The organism is Citrobacter sp. RHBSTW-00881 (assembly GCF_013728515.1).
GTDB lineage: Bacteria > Pseudomonadota > Gammaproteobacteria > Enterobacterales > Enterobacteriaceae > Citrobacter > Citrobacter braakii.
The window spans coordinates 3,752,609-3,767,673 of the sequence record NZ_CP056269.1; the positions used below are offsets into that span (position 1 = coordinate 3,752,609).

16 protein-coding genes are annotated in these 15,065 nt (G+C 52.0%); 9 read left to right on the plus strand and 7 right to left on the minus strand.

Annotated features, from left to right (window positions below):
• Positions 1 to 25: 25 nt before the first annotated feature.
• Both fimY and fimZ read left to right on the plus strand, forming a co-directional pair.
• The gene (gene fimY, locus HV311_RS18150) at positions 26 to 748 is read left to right on the plus strand and encodes a fimbria biosynthesis regulator FimY (RefSeq protein WP_191220271.1); all 723 of its coding nucleotides are present in this window, start codon (positions 26 to 28) and stop codon (positions 746 to 748) included.
• 587 nt (positions 749 to 1,335) lie between these two features.
• On the plus strand, positions 1,336 to 1,968 hold the full coding sequence (fimZ, locus tag HV311_RS18155) for a fimbria biosynthesis transcriptional regulator FimZ (RefSeq protein ID WP_016152131.1): 633 nt from the start codon (positions 1,336 to 1,338) through the stop codon (positions 1,966 to 1,968).
• Positions 1,969 to 2,017: 49 nt separating this feature from the next.
• Here fimZ and sfmF read toward each other — a convergent pair whose 3' ends face one another.
• The 6 genes from sfmF to fimA all read right to left on the minus strand — a co-directional run bounded on the left by sfmF (position 2,018) and on the right by fimA (position 8,087).
• Entirely contained in the window at positions 2,018 to 2,554 is a 537-nt protein-coding gene (gene sfmF, locus HV311_RS18160) for a fimbria assembly protein (protein ID WP_191220272.1), read from the minus strand.
• Positions 2,547 to 3,554, minus strand: a complete 1,008-nt coding sequence (gene fimH, locus HV311_RS18165) for a type 1 fimbria D-mannose specific adhesin FimH (protein WP_109018108.1) — start codon at positions 3,552 to 3,554, stop codon at positions 2,547 to 2,549. Before fimH ends, sfmF begins: the two co-directional genes overlap by 8 nt.
• Before the next feature lie 4 nt (positions 3,555 to 3,558).
• On the minus strand, positions 3,559 to 6,180 hold the full coding sequence (locus HV311_RS18170) for a fimbrial biogenesis usher protein (RefSeq protein ID WP_181546102.1): 2,622 nt from the start codon (positions 6,178 to 6,180) through the stop codon (positions 3,559 to 3,561).
• Between the two features lie 7 nt (positions 6,181 to 6,187).
• The gene (gene fimC / locus HV311_RS18175) at positions 6,188 to 6,880 is read right to left on the minus strand and encodes a type 1 fimbria chaperone FimC (protein WP_191220273.1); all 693 of its coding nucleotides are present in this window, start codon (positions 6,878 to 6,880) and stop codon (positions 6,188 to 6,190) included.
• Between the two features lie 41 nt (positions 6,881 to 6,921).
• Positions 6,922 to 7,455, minus strand: coding sequence for a type 1 fimbrial protein subunit FimI (fimI, locus tag HV311_RS18180; protein ID WP_019076203.1), 534 nt, complete (start codon positions 7,453 to 7,455; stop codon positions 6,922 to 6,924).
• A 77-nt stretch (positions 7,456 to 7,532) separates the two neighbouring features.
• On the minus strand, positions 7,533 to 8,087 hold the full coding sequence (gene fimA, locus HV311_RS18185) for a type 1 fimbrial major subunit FimA (RefSeq protein ID WP_032946983.1): 555 nt from the start codon (positions 8,085 to 8,087) through the stop codon (positions 7,533 to 7,535).
• Between the two features lie 575 nt (positions 8,088 to 8,662).
• On the opposite strand from fimA, the gene folD reads away from it, so the two are divergent.
• The 3 genes from folD to HV311_RS18200 all read left to right on the plus strand — a co-directional run bounded on the left by folD (position 8,663) and on the right by HV311_RS18200 (position 10,391).
• Positions 8,663 to 9,529 carry a bifunctional methylenetetrahydrofolate dehydrogenase/methenyltetrahydrofolate cyclohydrolase FolD gene (folD, locus tag HV311_RS18190; RefSeq protein ID WP_003021887.1) on the plus strand — a complete coding sequence of 289 codons (867 nt, stop codon included), beginning with the start codon at positions 8,663 to 8,665 and terminating at the stop codon, positions 9,527 to 9,529.
• Between the two features lies 1 nt (position 9,530).
• A complete protein-coding gene (gene ybcJ / locus HV311_RS18195) occupies positions 9,531 to 9,743 on the plus strand; it encodes a ribosome-associated protein YbcJ (protein WP_016152124.1) in 213 nt (70 codons plus the stop codon).
• A 123-nt stretch (positions 9,744 to 9,866) separates the two neighbouring features.
• Positions 9,867 to 10,391 (plus strand): metal-dependent hydrolase, encoded by a 525-nt coding sequence (locus HV311_RS18200; protein ID WP_046276061.1) that lies wholly within the window; start codon positions 9,867 to 9,869, stop codon positions 10,389 to 10,391.
• 90 nt (positions 10,392 to 10,481) lie between these two features.
• On the opposite strand, the gene cysS is transcribed toward HV311_RS18200, so the two are convergent.
• On the minus strand, positions 10,482 to 11,867 hold the full coding sequence (cysS, locus tag HV311_RS18205; RefSeq protein ID WP_006685638.1) for a cysteine--tRNA ligase: 1,386 nt from the start codon (positions 11,865 to 11,867) through the stop codon (positions 10,482 to 10,484).
• 173 nt (positions 11,868 to 12,040) lie between these two features.
• Between cysS and ppiB the strand changes: the two genes are divergently transcribed.
• From ppiB to purK, 4 genes are all read left to right on the plus strand, one after another.
• Positions 12,041 to 12,535: a peptidylprolyl isomerase B gene (gene ppiB, locus HV311_RS18210; protein ID WP_003021875.1), complete on the plus strand. Its 495-nt coding sequence runs from the start codon at positions 12,041 to 12,043 to the stop codon at positions 12,533 to 12,535.
• Positions 12,536 to 12,537: 2 nt separating this feature from the next.
• The gene (gene lpxH / locus HV311_RS18215; RefSeq protein ID WP_046276062.1) at positions 12,538 to 13,260 is read left to right on the plus strand and encodes a UDP-2,3-diacylglucosamine diphosphatase; all 723 of its coding nucleotides are present in this window, start codon (positions 12,538 to 12,540) and stop codon (positions 13,258 to 13,260) included.
• Positions 13,261 to 13,433: 173 nt separating this feature from the next.
• Positions 13,434 to 13,943, plus strand: coding sequence for a 5-(carboxyamino)imidazole ribonucleotide mutase (gene purE, locus HV311_RS18220; RefSeq protein WP_053389384.1), 510 nt, complete (start codon positions 13,434 to 13,436; stop codon positions 13,941 to 13,943).
• Positions 13,940 to 15,007 carry a 5-(carboxyamino)imidazole ribonucleotide synthase gene (purK, locus tag HV311_RS18225; protein ID WP_131380843.1) on the plus strand — a complete coding sequence of 356 codons (1,068 nt, stop codon included), beginning with the start codon at positions 13,940 to 13,942 and terminating at the stop codon, positions 15,005 to 15,007. The genes purE and purK overlap by 4 nt, the downstream gene beginning before the upstream one ends.
• Positions 15,008 to 15,065 lie beyond the last annotated feature (58 nt).

The following is a 15,065-nucleotide window of genomic DNA, read 5'->3' on the forward strand; positions in this document are numbered from 1 at the left end:
CGCAACAGAAATGGAATGGAAAAGGATGCACAGTGCAAAACGCCGGGACCGCTATCGCCGTATACGAAACGCTAACTGTAGCTGGCAATTTCCCCACTGTACCTCACAAGTATTTGACCGGATCGAGTATCTGGCGCAAAAACTCGAATACACCTTACCAGACGGCACTATATCTCAGGCGATAATTACGACAGACTACTATCTGGCCTATGCGCTGAGTCGACATTTATTCTCAGGTACTCGCACGGCGATCTTCCAGAGCGTTGAATCGACTTTGCTCAGCATGCAAGAGCCGGTAATTAGCCAGTTAGTGATTGACATTGAAAGCTTAACAATCCCTTATTTCGATATACTTGAAAGCCTGCGCCAGCTAATTAAGAAGCATAATGACATCCAAATCTTCATATTGCTTTCCAGTCGCGATGAAGACCTCACTACATTTATTTCACTGTCCGGTCCATTTTATATCTTGCCACGCAATTTGCGCCTCCCCGAGATGCGCCATGCCTTATTATCTCCGGTTCTTAACTATATTCATTCCAGGCGTATAAATCAGCTCGACTGGGAGCTGATTACCTTACTATTGCAGGGTAACTCCTTAAAAAAGATTGCATTGTTACAGGAACAACCCTACCACCGCATCATCTATCGCCTGAACCAGTTGATTACGCGCCTTGGATTACCCAGCAGGCAGCGTTTTTTGCATCTGATACACCGCCTCAACGTTACCTCTCCCCATTTAATTTAACACCATAACTCATTGTGCTATAAGATTTTTTAGGAAATTACTTATTCTTGAATAAGAAAAAAGATCTAATTTTTACAAATATTTAATATTTACAACTATTCCTGGTATTATACCTGGAGCCATTCTCACACTTAACCTTACTGATCCTGTGCATTTCAATAAAAAATAGTCCTATTGCAATCTTAACAAAACTTAAACAATTGGTTTATTGTGTCGTTTTTACTGTTTAAAAAAAATTTTCAATCTGCCATAATTCGAACCACAGATAAATAATACCAATAGTCATTAACACATCTGGATCTTTCAGAATATCCTAACTGACATTAACAACCAGGATGTTGTAAGTCTTTTCCGAATGAGCAGAGCAGGTATAATCCCCACAGTTTCCTGATTAATTGTTAGTTTTCCCGGTGTGAAATGGATTTTCCACAAATTCATTGTTCTGCAGAAGAACAACCGAATAAACAAGGATGAAATAATATTTATTCGGCTCTCCCTCAGAACAATTCTTGGCTATTTGACAATATTATAACGCCTGATGTTTTATCAAATTCGCAAGATACGCAAACAGTTTGAGGCATACAACAATGAAACCAGCATCCGTTATCATTATGGACGAACACCCTATTGTCAGAATGTCGATAGAAGTACTACTCGAGAAAAACAGTAATATTCAGGTAGTGTTGAAAACCGATGACAGCCGTACGGCAATAGAACACCTGCGCACGTACCCTGTCGATCTTGTCATCCTGGATATTGAACTGCCTGGTTCTGATGGGTTTACATTACTCAAAAGAATAAAGTCATTGCAGGAGAAAACTCGGGTACTGTTTCTGTCCTCAAAATCCGAGTCGTTTTATGCCGGGCGTGCTATCCGGGCCGGTGCAAATGGGTTTGTCAGTAAACGAAAGGATCTCAATGATATCTACAATGCGGTAAAAATGATTTTATCGGGATATTCCTTTTTTCCTTCGGATACCCTTAATTTCATTAACAATATAAATGCACAAAAAGGCGTCTTACATGACATGCCGCTCTCTAACCGTGAAGTTACCGTTTTGCGTTATCTGGCAAACGGGCTATCCAATAAGGAAATTGCTGAGCAGTTGTTACTCAGCAATAAAACGATTAGCGCTCACAAGGCTAATATCTACTCCAAGCTCGGGTTGCACACCATCGTTGAGCTGATCGATTACGCAAAAATGCATGAATTAATGTAATAACACTCCCGGCGAGATTTCGTTCGGGAGTGTTTTGTTAGCGCATTGATTAGTTATAGTTAATCATGAACGTGGCATCAGCCCTGGCAATGCCAGGCTGAACCCCAGCAGCTAACGCGATATAGTTTGCGAAAAAGGTCAGCGTGGCATTGCCGTTCTCATCAATCCCCACCGTCTGACTGGCCTGCTCGAGCGGCAATCGCGTACGGTCGCTGTCGTGCAGTTCGATCGCCACCTTTTGCGCCATCACCGCGTCATCAAGCGCCAGCAACGTCGTGCCCGGGGCCGGAGTTCCGGAAAACGTTATCGAAGCGGAACCCGGCGGGCAGCCTTCTAGCTTCAGCGTAAACGCGACCGGTTGAGTAGTATCTCCGCTGGTCTGAAGCTGCTTGGTCGGCCAGGTGCCTAGCTCCACGGACTTATTGCTGTCGCCGGCAATTACCGCGCAGGTAAAGTCCACCACGTTTCCGCGCAGTTCAATATTGATTTCCCCCAGCGACGAAGCGGCATGGCACAACGAGCTGAATGTCAGCAGGCACACCATTGCCAGGCGTTTCCCTGCGGCTGGCGTTTGCTTGTTAGTCATAATCCACTCGCAGATAGCCACGGGCTGTAAAAGGTCCTTCGGTAGGTTTATTGCCCGTCACGCTAACCGGCCATGTTCGGATCCCCACGCGTGCCGCGGCGTTATCATCCAGTTGAAACGGGATAGTGCTGGACAGATTATTGGGCGTCAGCGGTTTACCGCTGCTGTCGGCGACAATAAAACCTAAATCGGGATTGTCAGATACCATCATTTGCCCGGTGGCTTTCTCGGCCTCTACACGCATGGTTAAGTAGGCCTGTGCAGCGACGTTGGTGCATTTTATCGCTACCGTTTTGGTCTGCGGATTGATGCCTTCAGGCCGGTTTCCCGCTCCTGCCTTGCTAAACAGCGATGCGCCAATATCACCAAAATCAAACTCGACAATCTGCCCGGCGTTTACTTCGCAGTTTTGTGGAACCTCCACCTTGCCGCTGTAGCTGATGGTATAAACCGGCACGCTTAGCGCATCTCCGGTACTGGTCGTGACATAGACGCTGAACATCGTCTGCCGCGGAATCGGCACCATGTTAATAAACGGGCGGATTACTTTGAGCTTAAACACCAGCTTTGAATCCATCACGCCAAAAGGCTGCTGCTTAGGTACGTTTGGGTGAGTCCCCATGCGAATGTAATTACGCGGGGGATAAAATAACCCGGCATAACTATCGGTTATGCTCATGGCCCCCAGCAGGTAGTCATTGAGCTTCAGATACTGGAAGCCGCCTTCGGTACTTTGAACCGGAAGTTCAGTGACATAGCTTCGATAGGTGTAATTTACCGTTGTCCCGGCCGGACAGGTGGCATTCACGCCAACCCAGCCAGATTTTTCCGGTAACGTCACCACCTGTCCCGGCTGGTTGTTACTACTGTTGAAGACATTCGACAGATCGTAAAAAACATCCGTTGGCGTGCCATTCGAGTTTTGGCAGACCGTCGCCCAGGACGAATGGGCCATCAGCAGTAAAGCGCTTCCCAGTAACAAACCCGTTTGTCGTTTCATCGTATTATTCCTGTCGTGCTGACGGAGATTCGCACGTCACGTTCGTGAGCGTTACCGCTTGTTTCAGGCTCTCCTCTGGCAAGGCATAGCGCGCCACGCAGCGCGCGTTTGCGCCTTCCCCCCATTGGATCAACAACTCGCCTTTTAGCGGCAGGCCGCTCAGGTAGATTTGCCCGTCTTCACCCACCATGCTGGTCACGCCGCTGGTGTTTTCACGCACGACGGAGCCAAACGGCACTGGTTTACCGGCATGTTTGGCGGTAATCAGCGCCCGCACACCGATTCGTGTATCAAACGCCGCCCGCACCAGCGCCCCTTGCGTTGGCACTACGCTACTGACGTTATTCTCCACATCGGTATTGTTGTTCATGGAATTGGTGTCTAACGCGACGCGGTTATAGCGATAGACGGTGGCATACGGCATCACAGCGTATCCGCGCCAGTCGGTTTGAACGCCGGTCTGGTTCTCTATCCGTACACCCTGCGCGCCCGGCGCTTTAATCAGCACGTTGGTATCGCCCAGAGGCTGACTGAGCGTAATGCCGTCCGCATGCCCCACTACGCCGCCGGAGAGCTGCCAGTTGTATTCATGCTGGTCACGGTCGTAGTTGTAACCCACGCCCAGCGTACCGTAGGCCGCCTGCCAGTTGGCGCTGGCGTTTCCGCTATAGCCATTGGTGCTGCTGTGCCCCTGATTCACGCTGTAGCTCAGGTTGCGCCCATCCAGCAACGTACCGCCGATCCCGCTCTGCCAACTGTTCTGTCCGTTGCTATTACGGTTGGCATTAAAGGTGGCGTAGGTGCGATCGAGGGCGTTATCACGCGAGTAACGCCGTCCGCTCAGCAGGCTGAACGGTACAGACATATTGAACGCCAGAATACGGTCGGTGTCGGAGATGCCAACCGATTCATTCCACGACCAGGAGAGTGAATAGCTAATCCCCTGCCAGCCGCTGGCATAGCCCAGTTGATACCAGGTATTGGTGTCTGAAGTATTCCAGTACGTCTGCTGACTACCCGAGATATACAGCGATCCGTAATCCCCCAGATTCTGCGAAATGTTGATCTGGAAACGGCCCTTTTTGCTGTAGCTCAGGTTGTGGTAACTCGTCACATTGGGCACGTCGTGGCGATTGCCCTCACTGTCGTATTCGTACTCATAGCCTTCCATACTGCGATACGCCACATCGTCGAGGGTATAGAAGCCACGCGTTGAGTAGCGATACCCCAACAACTGGAAGTTAGTGCCAAAATTGTTCAGCGATTTCGCATACAAGAAACGCAAAGACTGCCCCTGGTGCGTACTGTCATCCGCCAGTTGGCTGCGCGCATGGGTGAGATCGACAGAAACTGCCCCCCAGTCCCCCAGGTTTCGACCGGTGCCTAAAACCACCGCGGTGTAACGTGAGGCCAACTGCGTACCACCGTATGCGGTATAGCCCTCTGGTAACCCGGCAATTAATGTTCCCTGGAAAAAGAACGGTGAAGATTGCTGGCTATTGCCGCTGCGAAAATCCCCGGCGACAACGTCATACTTAAAACGCCCTTCTCGTTGTAATAAGGGAACGGTGGAGTACGGCACCGTATAGCGTTGCTGGCTGCCGTCCTTCTCATCCACCGTGACCTCAAGATCACCGCTGGATGACGTTGGGTTGAGATCGGTTATTGAGAAAGCGCCGGGTGAAACATAGCTTTGATAAATCACATAGCCATTCTGACGAATGGTCAGTTTCGCTGCGGTACGCGCAATGCCGCGCACGGTAGGCGCGTAGCCCTGTAAGCTGTCGGGATACATACTGTCTGAGGAATAGAGCCGCGCACCGCGAAACCCGACGCTGTCAAAAACGTCGTTGCCAGTGTTGCTGTCGCCCATCACCAGTTCGCCCTTCAGCGGGATAATTGCGCGCTGAAGCCATGTACCGATGTTTTTCCAGCTTTGTGAGTGGTATCCGTCGCCCTTGGAGTAGCTCCACGCACCGTTGTTTCTCAACCGCCAGGGGCCATAGTTCAGACCACTGAGCATACTGAGGAAGTAACTGTCAGTATCACTGCCGCGGCTGCCGGTAAAGCTGTAGTTAACCAGCGCGGCCGGGATCCCTTCATCCCACTCTTCCGGTGGAATATAGCCGCGCGCGCTGTTTAACATTGACGCCTGTGGCAGGCTGACGTTTAAGCGCAGGGTAGAAAAATCAAACGCAATCTCGCTGCCGGGAATCGCCTCAGGTAGATTGATACAGGTATCGTTCGGATCCTTACTGAGTGCCGGAAACGCGGCGATATTGACGCCAAGGCGCTTCACCCAGTCGAGTCCAAAGCACGGCATCAACCCACCGGACTTCTCCCCGGCTTTTGCCGCACTGGTAGTAAAACGAATATCCTGAGTGGCAACAAACTCATCGTTGCGCCAGATATCCACGCGATAAACGCCTTCAGGCTGGTGATTGCCTTTTTCAAAACGTGATAAATCCGCCACGGTTGCCGTATCCGCAGATAAAAAGGCCGGATTAAAATAGCTTTCCCCATAGCTTAGAGAGGGAAAGAGCGCCGCCAGCGTGGACAACGCCACCCCCGCCAGCGGTGGCGTAACCCCCGGTAACAGGCCAGGAAAATACGTTGTCTTATTCATCGTTATCTCAACGCACACTAACCGTTTTGGCCGGGGTCACAGCGCCATAATCATTGACCGTCTGGAACGTGACGTTGCCCTGAACGCCCGTGGGTAGCAGGACCTGCGCATCGCTTTTCGGCGCAACCATCACGTTATCGACCTTCGTTTTCCCCACATTGAGATTGACCAACGTGACGTAGTACGCTGACGGATTGTTGATTTTCAGGTGGTTGCCGGAGCGGGAAAAGGTCAGCATTCCTGGTGCATCTTCCGGGATTTGTGGCAGATTATTCGGACGAACGAAAAGTTTGATGCGTGAAAGAATCGCCAGTTGCAGAACGTTTTTGCCCTCAAGGCTGTTTTTATTGACTGACGGAATGGCTTTGACGTTCATCCAGAACAGCGACTCACGGTCTTTGGGCAGCGGTTCACCGGCATAGATGATACGCAGCGTGTTTTCGCTTTTGGGTTCACTAACAAACAGCGGAGGCGTAACCACAAACGATTTTTCTTTAGCGCCTGCGCTATTCTCAATCCATGAATTTACCAGGTAACGTTCTTTGGTATCGCTATTGCTAATAGACAGGGACGTTTGTTTGGCATCGGCCGGATAAATAACGCGAGTGGCGCCTAATGCAATGCCTCCGGCAGCCTGAACACTGGCAGTAGAAAATAAGGCCAGTAAAAGGATAAAACCTGATTTTAGATAATTAAACATAGCTAAAAATACCTTTGATGCGATTATCGTTGGGAAATAAATCAGGGATAAACCAACGTAAACCACACGTCTGAGCGAAGCGTTCCCGGCGTTATATTTTCCGAGACAGCCCGATAGCGGGCAGTGAAATGAAACGTCATCTCTTGCGTTATAATCGGCACATAATGAAGCGGCAGGGCATTCGGTATAATTTGCCGTTGGCGCTCGTCAAATAACGCCAGGCCAATCCCCGAAGCCGCAGACGCATCGCCGCTGGCAAGAAAAACCTGCGGATCTTCCGCTGGCGTCACGCCCGCAAACGCAATCCCAACATGGTCATAAACATCGGAGCTGCACGACGTTAAGCGCAGTGAAAACGGTACGCTGGTAGAGGCGAAGCTTCCCGTCCCAGAGAAAGCATTGGTGCGATACTGCCCCATTTGCACCCGCATATCCTGACTGTCAGTGGCGACCGTACAGGCGCCGTTGACGAGCTGCCCCCGTAAGTGGACACGGCCACTTTCCAGTATTACCGTATGTGAAAGCACAGGCATTACGCACAGCATTCCCGCCAGCGCCACGCCTTTCCCTATCATCTGCCGCATCCTTCATCATCCCCGGATATTGCCTCATCCATTGAGGCGAACGTCATCCTTGCGCAAATCAAAACGGCTTATTCGTACTTCATGATGAACGTCGCGTCGGCATTTGCCTGACCCGGCGTTGCGCTTGCGGCAGTGGCTTTGTAACGCGCAGAGAAACGCAGGGTGTTGGTCCCTTCTACCAGCGCCTGAGCGGTAGAGAAGGTTGCGCCATCCGGCTTCAGCGCGGTGGACGTATTGTCCAGAATTTCAATCCCAACACCGCCTGCAGTGGTACCGTTGTCTGCAGAAGTGACGGCCAGCAGGTTGTTATTGGTAATATCGGACTGGCCTGAGAAAGCAACGGCTGCGGTTGCGGCAACGTTCGGGTCACAGTCGTTCAGCACGATAGAGAACGGAATTTGTGCTGTAGTGTCACCCACTGCGGCAAAACTGGCAGTACGATACTGGCCTAACGTCACAACCTGATCGGATGACTGAGTACTGACTGCACAGGCTGCATTGACCAGTTCACCTTCAAAATGCACAGTACCGCCGCTAACGCTTACCGGATCGGCTGCAACCGCTGCACCGGCGACTAACATCAGGCTGGCAATAACAGAAGAGGTCATTAATTTACGTTTCATGGATTTCCCTTGAATTACACACATCCGGCTCCGGCATCCTGCGGGATCCGTTTGAATCATTATCGACATTAAATGTCAGGCTAATTATCTCTGCATCCTGTAAAGATATATATCGCATGAGAATTAGCTAACCTTTTACCCCAACTCTCCTGAGTATTTGATTCACTAATTATTCCTCGCGAATATGACTATTCGTCACAGCGATAAATTAAACATTTCAATTAATGAAAAATACCTGCAAATCCTTTTAATGACCCTGGCTAATTCTTAATGGGACCCAGGAAAAATCTGGGTGGGAATGAGGTAAAATCCCTCATAATTAACCGTAACAGACTGGTTTGTGGCGCATTACCCCTGAATATACCAGGGTGATGAGTTGTTTCATTCACGTTAATTTTAATTAGCATGCTCATTAATTATCCGTAAGGCTTAAGCCTCTGTACTGACCCCATTCGCAGATCGTGACGCCCCCTGGCGCACGTAAAAATGCAAACGAAAACTGACAGCACGTCCCGCTTCTGACAAAATAGCGGCATCCCCTTCGATTTAACGTAACAGACGGAATCCTCTCTCTGATGGCAGCAAAGATTATTGACGGTAAAACGATTGCGCAGCAGGTGCGCTCTGAGGTTGCTCAAAAAGTTCAGGCGCGTTTAGCGGCTGGATTACGCGCCCCAGGCCTGGCTGTTGTGCTGGTAGGTAGCAACCCGGCTTCGCAGATTTATGTCGCGAGTAAACGCAAAGCCTGTGACGAGGTGGGGTTTGTCTCCCGCTCCTATGACCTGCCTGAAACCACCAGCGAGGCGGAGCTGCTCGAGCTGATCGATACGCTCAATGCAGATACCACCATCGACGGTATTCTGGTTCAGCTGCCGTTACCTGCGGGTATCGACAACGTTAAAGTTCTCGAGCGTATTGCGCCGGATAAAGACGTTGACGGTTTCCACCCGTATAACGTTGGTCGCCTGTGCCAGCGTGCGCCGCGCCTGCGCCCGTGTACTCCGCGCGGTATTGTGACTCTGCTTGAGCGTTACAATATCGACACCTACGGTCTGAATGCGGTCGTTATTGGCGCGTCGAATATTGTTGGCCGCCCGATGAGCATGGAGCTGCTGCTGGCTGGCTGCACCACCACCGTCACCCACCGGTTCACCAAAGATCTGCGTCGCCATGTAGAGCATGCAGACCTGCTGATTGTTGCCGTCGGCAAACCTGGCTTTATTCCCGGCGAGTGGATCAAAGAAGGTGCGATTGTGATTGATGTCGGCATCAACCGTCTGGAGAATGGTAAGGTTGTTGGCGATGTGGTCTTTGAAGATGCTGCCGCACGCGCGTCATACATCACGCCGGTACCCGGCGGCGTAGGCCCAATGACGGTCGCCACACTTATCGAAAACACGCTGCAGGCGTGTGTTGAATATCATGATGTAAAGGACGTTTAAGATGGCCACATTTTCACTGGGTAAACACCCACACGTTGAACTCTGCGATTTACTGAAGCTGGAAGGCTGGAGCGAAAGCGGCGCCCAGGCAAAAATTGCTATTGGCGAAGGGTTAGTGAAGGTCGATGGTGCTGTAGAAACGCGTAAACGCTGCAAAATCGTTGCCGGACAGACCGTCAGCTTTGAAGGCCACAGCATTAACGTCGTGGCGTGATCCCAGGTGCCGGATGAGGTTAACCCCTGTCCGGCCACTTCCTCTCTCCTTTTCAGATAATGACTTCATCACCACTTCACAGTGAACTGTTAGCATGTTGTTTTTCCACATGAAGCGATCATCATGCCAACAATCGTTACCCACGCTGCCGTTCCTCTCTGTTTAGGATTAGGTCTCGGGCGTAAAGTCATTCCCCCGCAATTACTGTTTACTGGCGTCATTCTGGCTATGCTGCCGGATGCCGACGTACTGTCGTTTAAGCTTGGCGTCGCCTACGGCAACGTGTTTGGTCACCGCGGTTTTACCCATTCGCTGCTGTTCGCCTTCGTGGTGCCGCTGCTCTGCGTATGGATGGGTCGACGATGGTTCAAGGCAGGCTTAATTCGCTGCTGGCTATTCCTGACGGTTTCACTACTGTCGCACAGCCTGTTGGATTCGGTCACCACTGGCGGCAAAGGCGTCGGCTGGCTGTGGCCGTGGTCGGATGAACGCTTCTTTGCACCGTGGCAGGTGATTAAAGTCGCCCCGTTTGCGCTATCTCGCTACGCCACACCATACGGGCACCAGGTGATAATTTCGGAGTTGATATGGGTATGGCTACCGGGAGTTATGATGATGGGTGTGCTGTGGTGGTATCGGAAATATTAATTTGCCGGATACAACAAGCGTCTTATCCGACCGACATTCGTACATTGATTGCCGGACAGGGCGCGAGCCGCCATCCGGCAATCAATATCATTACTTACGGCGCCAGGTAGTGCCCTGCGGGCCATCTTCCAGCACGATACCCATCTCATTGAGACGGTCACGCGCGGCGTCAGCTGCCGCCCAGTCTTTGGCTTTACGGGCATCCAGACGCTGCTGGATTAACGCTTCAATTTCAGCAACTTCACCGTCATCCGCCTGCGCACCGCTTTGCAGGAATGCTTCGGGCTCCTGTTCCAGCAGGCCCAGCACGCTGGAAAGCTTACGCAGATGCGAAGCCATACCGTTAGCCGCCGCCATATCTTCACCCTTCAGGCGGTTAACCTCACGCGCCATATCAAACAACACGGAGTAGGCTTCCGGCGTATTGAAGTCATCGTCCATCGCTTCAATGAAGCGTGCTTCAAAGGCTTCGCCACCGGCTGGAGCAACGGACTTATCGGTGCCGCGCAGCGCGGTATACAGACGCTCCAGCGCAGAACGCGCCTGCTTCAGGTTCTCTTCGCTGTAGTTTAACTGGCTACGGTAATGACCAGACATCAGGAAATAGCGAATGGTTTCGGCGTCGTAGTATTTCAGCACGTCACGCACGGTAAAGAAGTTGCCCAACGATTTGGACATTTTCTCCCGGTCAACCATCACCATCCCGGAGTGCATCCAGTAATTAACGTATTCACCGTCATGCGCACAGGTGGACTGAGCGATTTCGTTTTCATGGTGCGGGAACATCAGATCCGAACCACCGCCATGAATATCAAAATGGTTGCCCAACTGTTTGCAGTTCATCGCCGAACATTCGATGTGCCAGCCAGGACGACCCGCTCCCCACGGAGACGGCCAGCTCGGCTCGCCTTCTTTGGACATTTTCCACAGCACGAAGTCCATCGGGTTGCGCTTCACATCAACCACATCAACGCGTGCGCCCGCCTGCAGCTGATCCAGATCCTGGCGTGACAGCTGACCATAGTTCGGGTCAGTCGGCACGTCGAACATCACGTCGCCGTTATCAGCGACATAAGCGTGACCTTTGGCAATCAGCTGTTCAGTGATTTCAATAATCTCAGCGATATGGTGCGTAGCGCGCGGCTCCAGATCCGGGCGCAGAATATTCAGCGCGTCGAAATCGCTATGCATTTCCGCGATCATTCTGTCGACCAACGCCACAAAGCTCTCACCGTTTTCATTCGCGCGCTTGATGATTTTGTCATCAATATCGGTAATGTTGCGCACATATTTCAGCTTATAGCCGAGGAAGCGCAGATAGCGCGCGACAACGTCGAAAGAAACGAAGGTACGTCCGTGGCCAATATGACAGAGATCGTAAACGGTAATACCACACACGTACATGCCGACTTCCCCGGCATGAATAGGTTTGAATTCCTCTTTTTGGCGCGTCAGTGTATTAAAGATTTTTAACATCGAAGATTCCGTGTAGACGTGTGTGGATAGTAAAGTCTGTATAATACCCATAATTTAGACCGGAAGCAGCACACTTTGCGAGGTGATCGCAGCTTGCGGTTATGCTATAACACACCCCTAACTCTGACCCTTCACGGGGTCGAAGCACCAATCTATCGGAACAGGATGCAAAAATGGTTACTTTCCACACTAATCACGGCGATATCGTAATCAAAACGTTTGATGATAAAGCGCCTGAAACAGTTAAAAACTTCCTGGACTACTGCCGCGAAGGTTTTTACAACAACACCATTTTCCACCGTGTTATTAACGGTTTCATGATCCAGGGCGGCGGTTTCGAACCGGGCATGAAGCAAAAAGCCACGAAAGAAGCGATCAAAAACGAAGCGAACAACGGTCTGAAAAACACCCGTGGTACGCTGGCGATGGCGCGTACTCAGGCTCCGCACTCCGCAACCGCACAGTTCTTCATCAACGTTGCAGACAACGACTTCCTGAACTTCTCCGGCGAAAGCATGCAGGGTTGGGGTTATTGCGTGTTTGCTGAAGTTGTTGAAGGCATGGACGTGGTTGATAAAATCAAAGGCGTTTCCACTGGTCGCAGCGGTATGCACCAGGATGTGCCAAAAGAAGACGTCATCATCGAAAACGTGACCGTCAGCGAGTAATCGTGACGACACTGTTTATTGCAGATCTTCACCTCTGCACAGAAGAACCGGCGATCACCGCCGGTTTTCTGCGTTTTTTAGCCGGTGATGCACGAAAAGCTGATGCACTGTACATTCTCGGCGACCTGTTTGAAGCCTGGATTGGCGACGACGACCCAACCCCACTGCATCATGAAATAGCCGCGGCGATAAAATCACTGGTTGATTCCGGCGTTCCCTGCTTTTTTATTCACGGCAACCGAGATTTTCTGCTCGGCAAACGTTTTGCCCGTGAAAGCGGCATGAGCTTGCTGCCTGAGAAAAAAGTACTCAACCTGTATGGCCGCAAGGTATTGATCATGCATGGCGACACTTTGTGCACCGACGATGCAGGCTATCAGGCGTTTCGCGCCAAAGTACATCAACCCTGGCTACAGAAGCTGTTCCTCTCCTTACCTCTGTTCGTTCGCCAACGTATCGCCGCGAAAATGCGCGCCAATAGCAAAGCGGCCAACAGCAGCAAGTCACTGGCGATCATGGATGTGAATCCGCAGGCCGTCATCACCGAGATGGAAAAGCATCAGGTCCAGTGGTTAATTCACGGCCACACCCACCGCCCGGCAGTCCACGAGCTTACGGCCAATGAGCAACCCGCTTTCCGCGTGGTATTAGGCGCATGGCACACCGAAGGGTCGATGATCAAAGTCACGCCAGATGACGTTGAACTGATCGCATTTCCGTTTTAATTCCGCAGATATCCAGTTCCTCTTTACACAAAACTCGTTGAGATGCAGCCAGCTACAGAGGCTACCTGAAGGGTGAAGTGTAAAGCGCGCAATCGTTTTCCTTGACGGCGAATTATGCTATTCTCTGTGGCCTCAAAAGTCGAGTGTAGTGCATCACAGGAGTTTTCAGACGCATGTCTTCCCGCAATAACCCGGCGCGTGTCGCCATCGTGATGGGGTCCAAAAGCGACTGGGCTACCATGCAGTTCGCCGCCGAAATCTTCGAAATTCTGAACGTGCCGCATCATGTTGAAGTCGTCTCCGCCCACCGCACCCCTGACAAGCTGTTTAGCTTCGCCGAAAGCGCAGAAGAGAACGGCTATCAGGTGATCATTGCCGGTGCGGGTGGCGCTGCACATCTGCCAGGCATGATTGCGGCGAAAACGCTGGTGCCTGTTTTAGGCGTCCCGGTGCAAAGCGCGGCGCTGAGCGGCGTAGATAGCCTTTACTCCATCGTACAGATGCCGCGCGGTATTCCGGTCGGAACGCTGGCTATCGGCAAAGCGGGCGCGGCAAATGCGGCCCTGCTGGCAGCACAAATTCTGGCAACACACGACAAAGTATTACACCAGCGTCTGAACGACTGGCGCAAAGCGCAAACCGACGAGGTGCTGGAGAATCCGGACCCGCGAGGTGCGGCATGAAGCAGGTCTGCGTACTCGGTAACGGTCAGCTAGGGCGCATGCTGCGCCAGGCCGGTGAACCGCTGGGCATTGCGGTCTGGCCCGTCGGGCTGGATGCCGAACCAGCAGCGGTCCCTTTTCAGCAAAGCGTGATCACCGCTGAGATTGAGCGCTGGCCGGAAACGGCACTCACCCGCGAGCTCGCGCGCCACCCGGCGTTTGTCAACCGCGACGTTTTCCCGATTATTGCCGACCGTCTGACGCAAAAGCAGCTTTTTGACAAGCTCGGCCTGGCAACTGCGCCGTGGCAACTGCTGGCGGATAAAAGCGAATGGCCTGCAGTATTCGACAAACTCGGTGAGTTGGCGATCGTGAAACGTCGCGTCGGCGGTTACGACGGTCGTGGGCAGTGGCGTTTGCGCGCAAATGAAACCGAACAACTGCCGGACGACTGCTACGGCGAGTGCATCGTTGAGCGGGGAATCAACTTCTCTGGTGAAGTCTCACTGGTTGGCGCTCGTGCGCACGACGGTAGCACCGTCTTCTATCCGCTGACCCATAACCTGCACCAGGACGGCATTCTGCGCACCAGCGTGGTCTTCCCACAGGCTAACGCCAAACAGCAGAAACAGGCCGAAGCGATGCTCTCTGCCATCATGCAGGAGCTGGGCTATGTCGGCGTGATGGCGATGGAATGTTTCATCACCCCGGAAGGTCTGCTGATTAACGAACTGGCTCCACGCGTGCACAACAGCGGGCACTGGACGCAAAACGGTGCCAGCATCAGCCAGTTTGAGCTGCACCTGCGCGCCATTACCAACCTGCCGTTACCCACGCCGATAGTGAACACTCCTTCGGTGATGGTAAATCTGATTGGTAGCGACCTGAACTATGACTGGCTGAAGCTGCCGCTGGTGCATCTGCACTGGTATGACAAAGAGGTGCGTGAAGGGCGTAAGGTGGGACACCTGAACCTGAGCGACAGCGATACCGCGCGTCTTAGCGCGACGCTGGAAGCGCTTATCCCCCTGCTGCCGCCGGAATATGCCAGCGGTATTATCTGGGCGCAGTCAACGCTGAAATAAGCCATTAATGCCGGGGATTTGATTTTATCCTTCCCCGGCCCCTCCTCTGGCGCGTAAA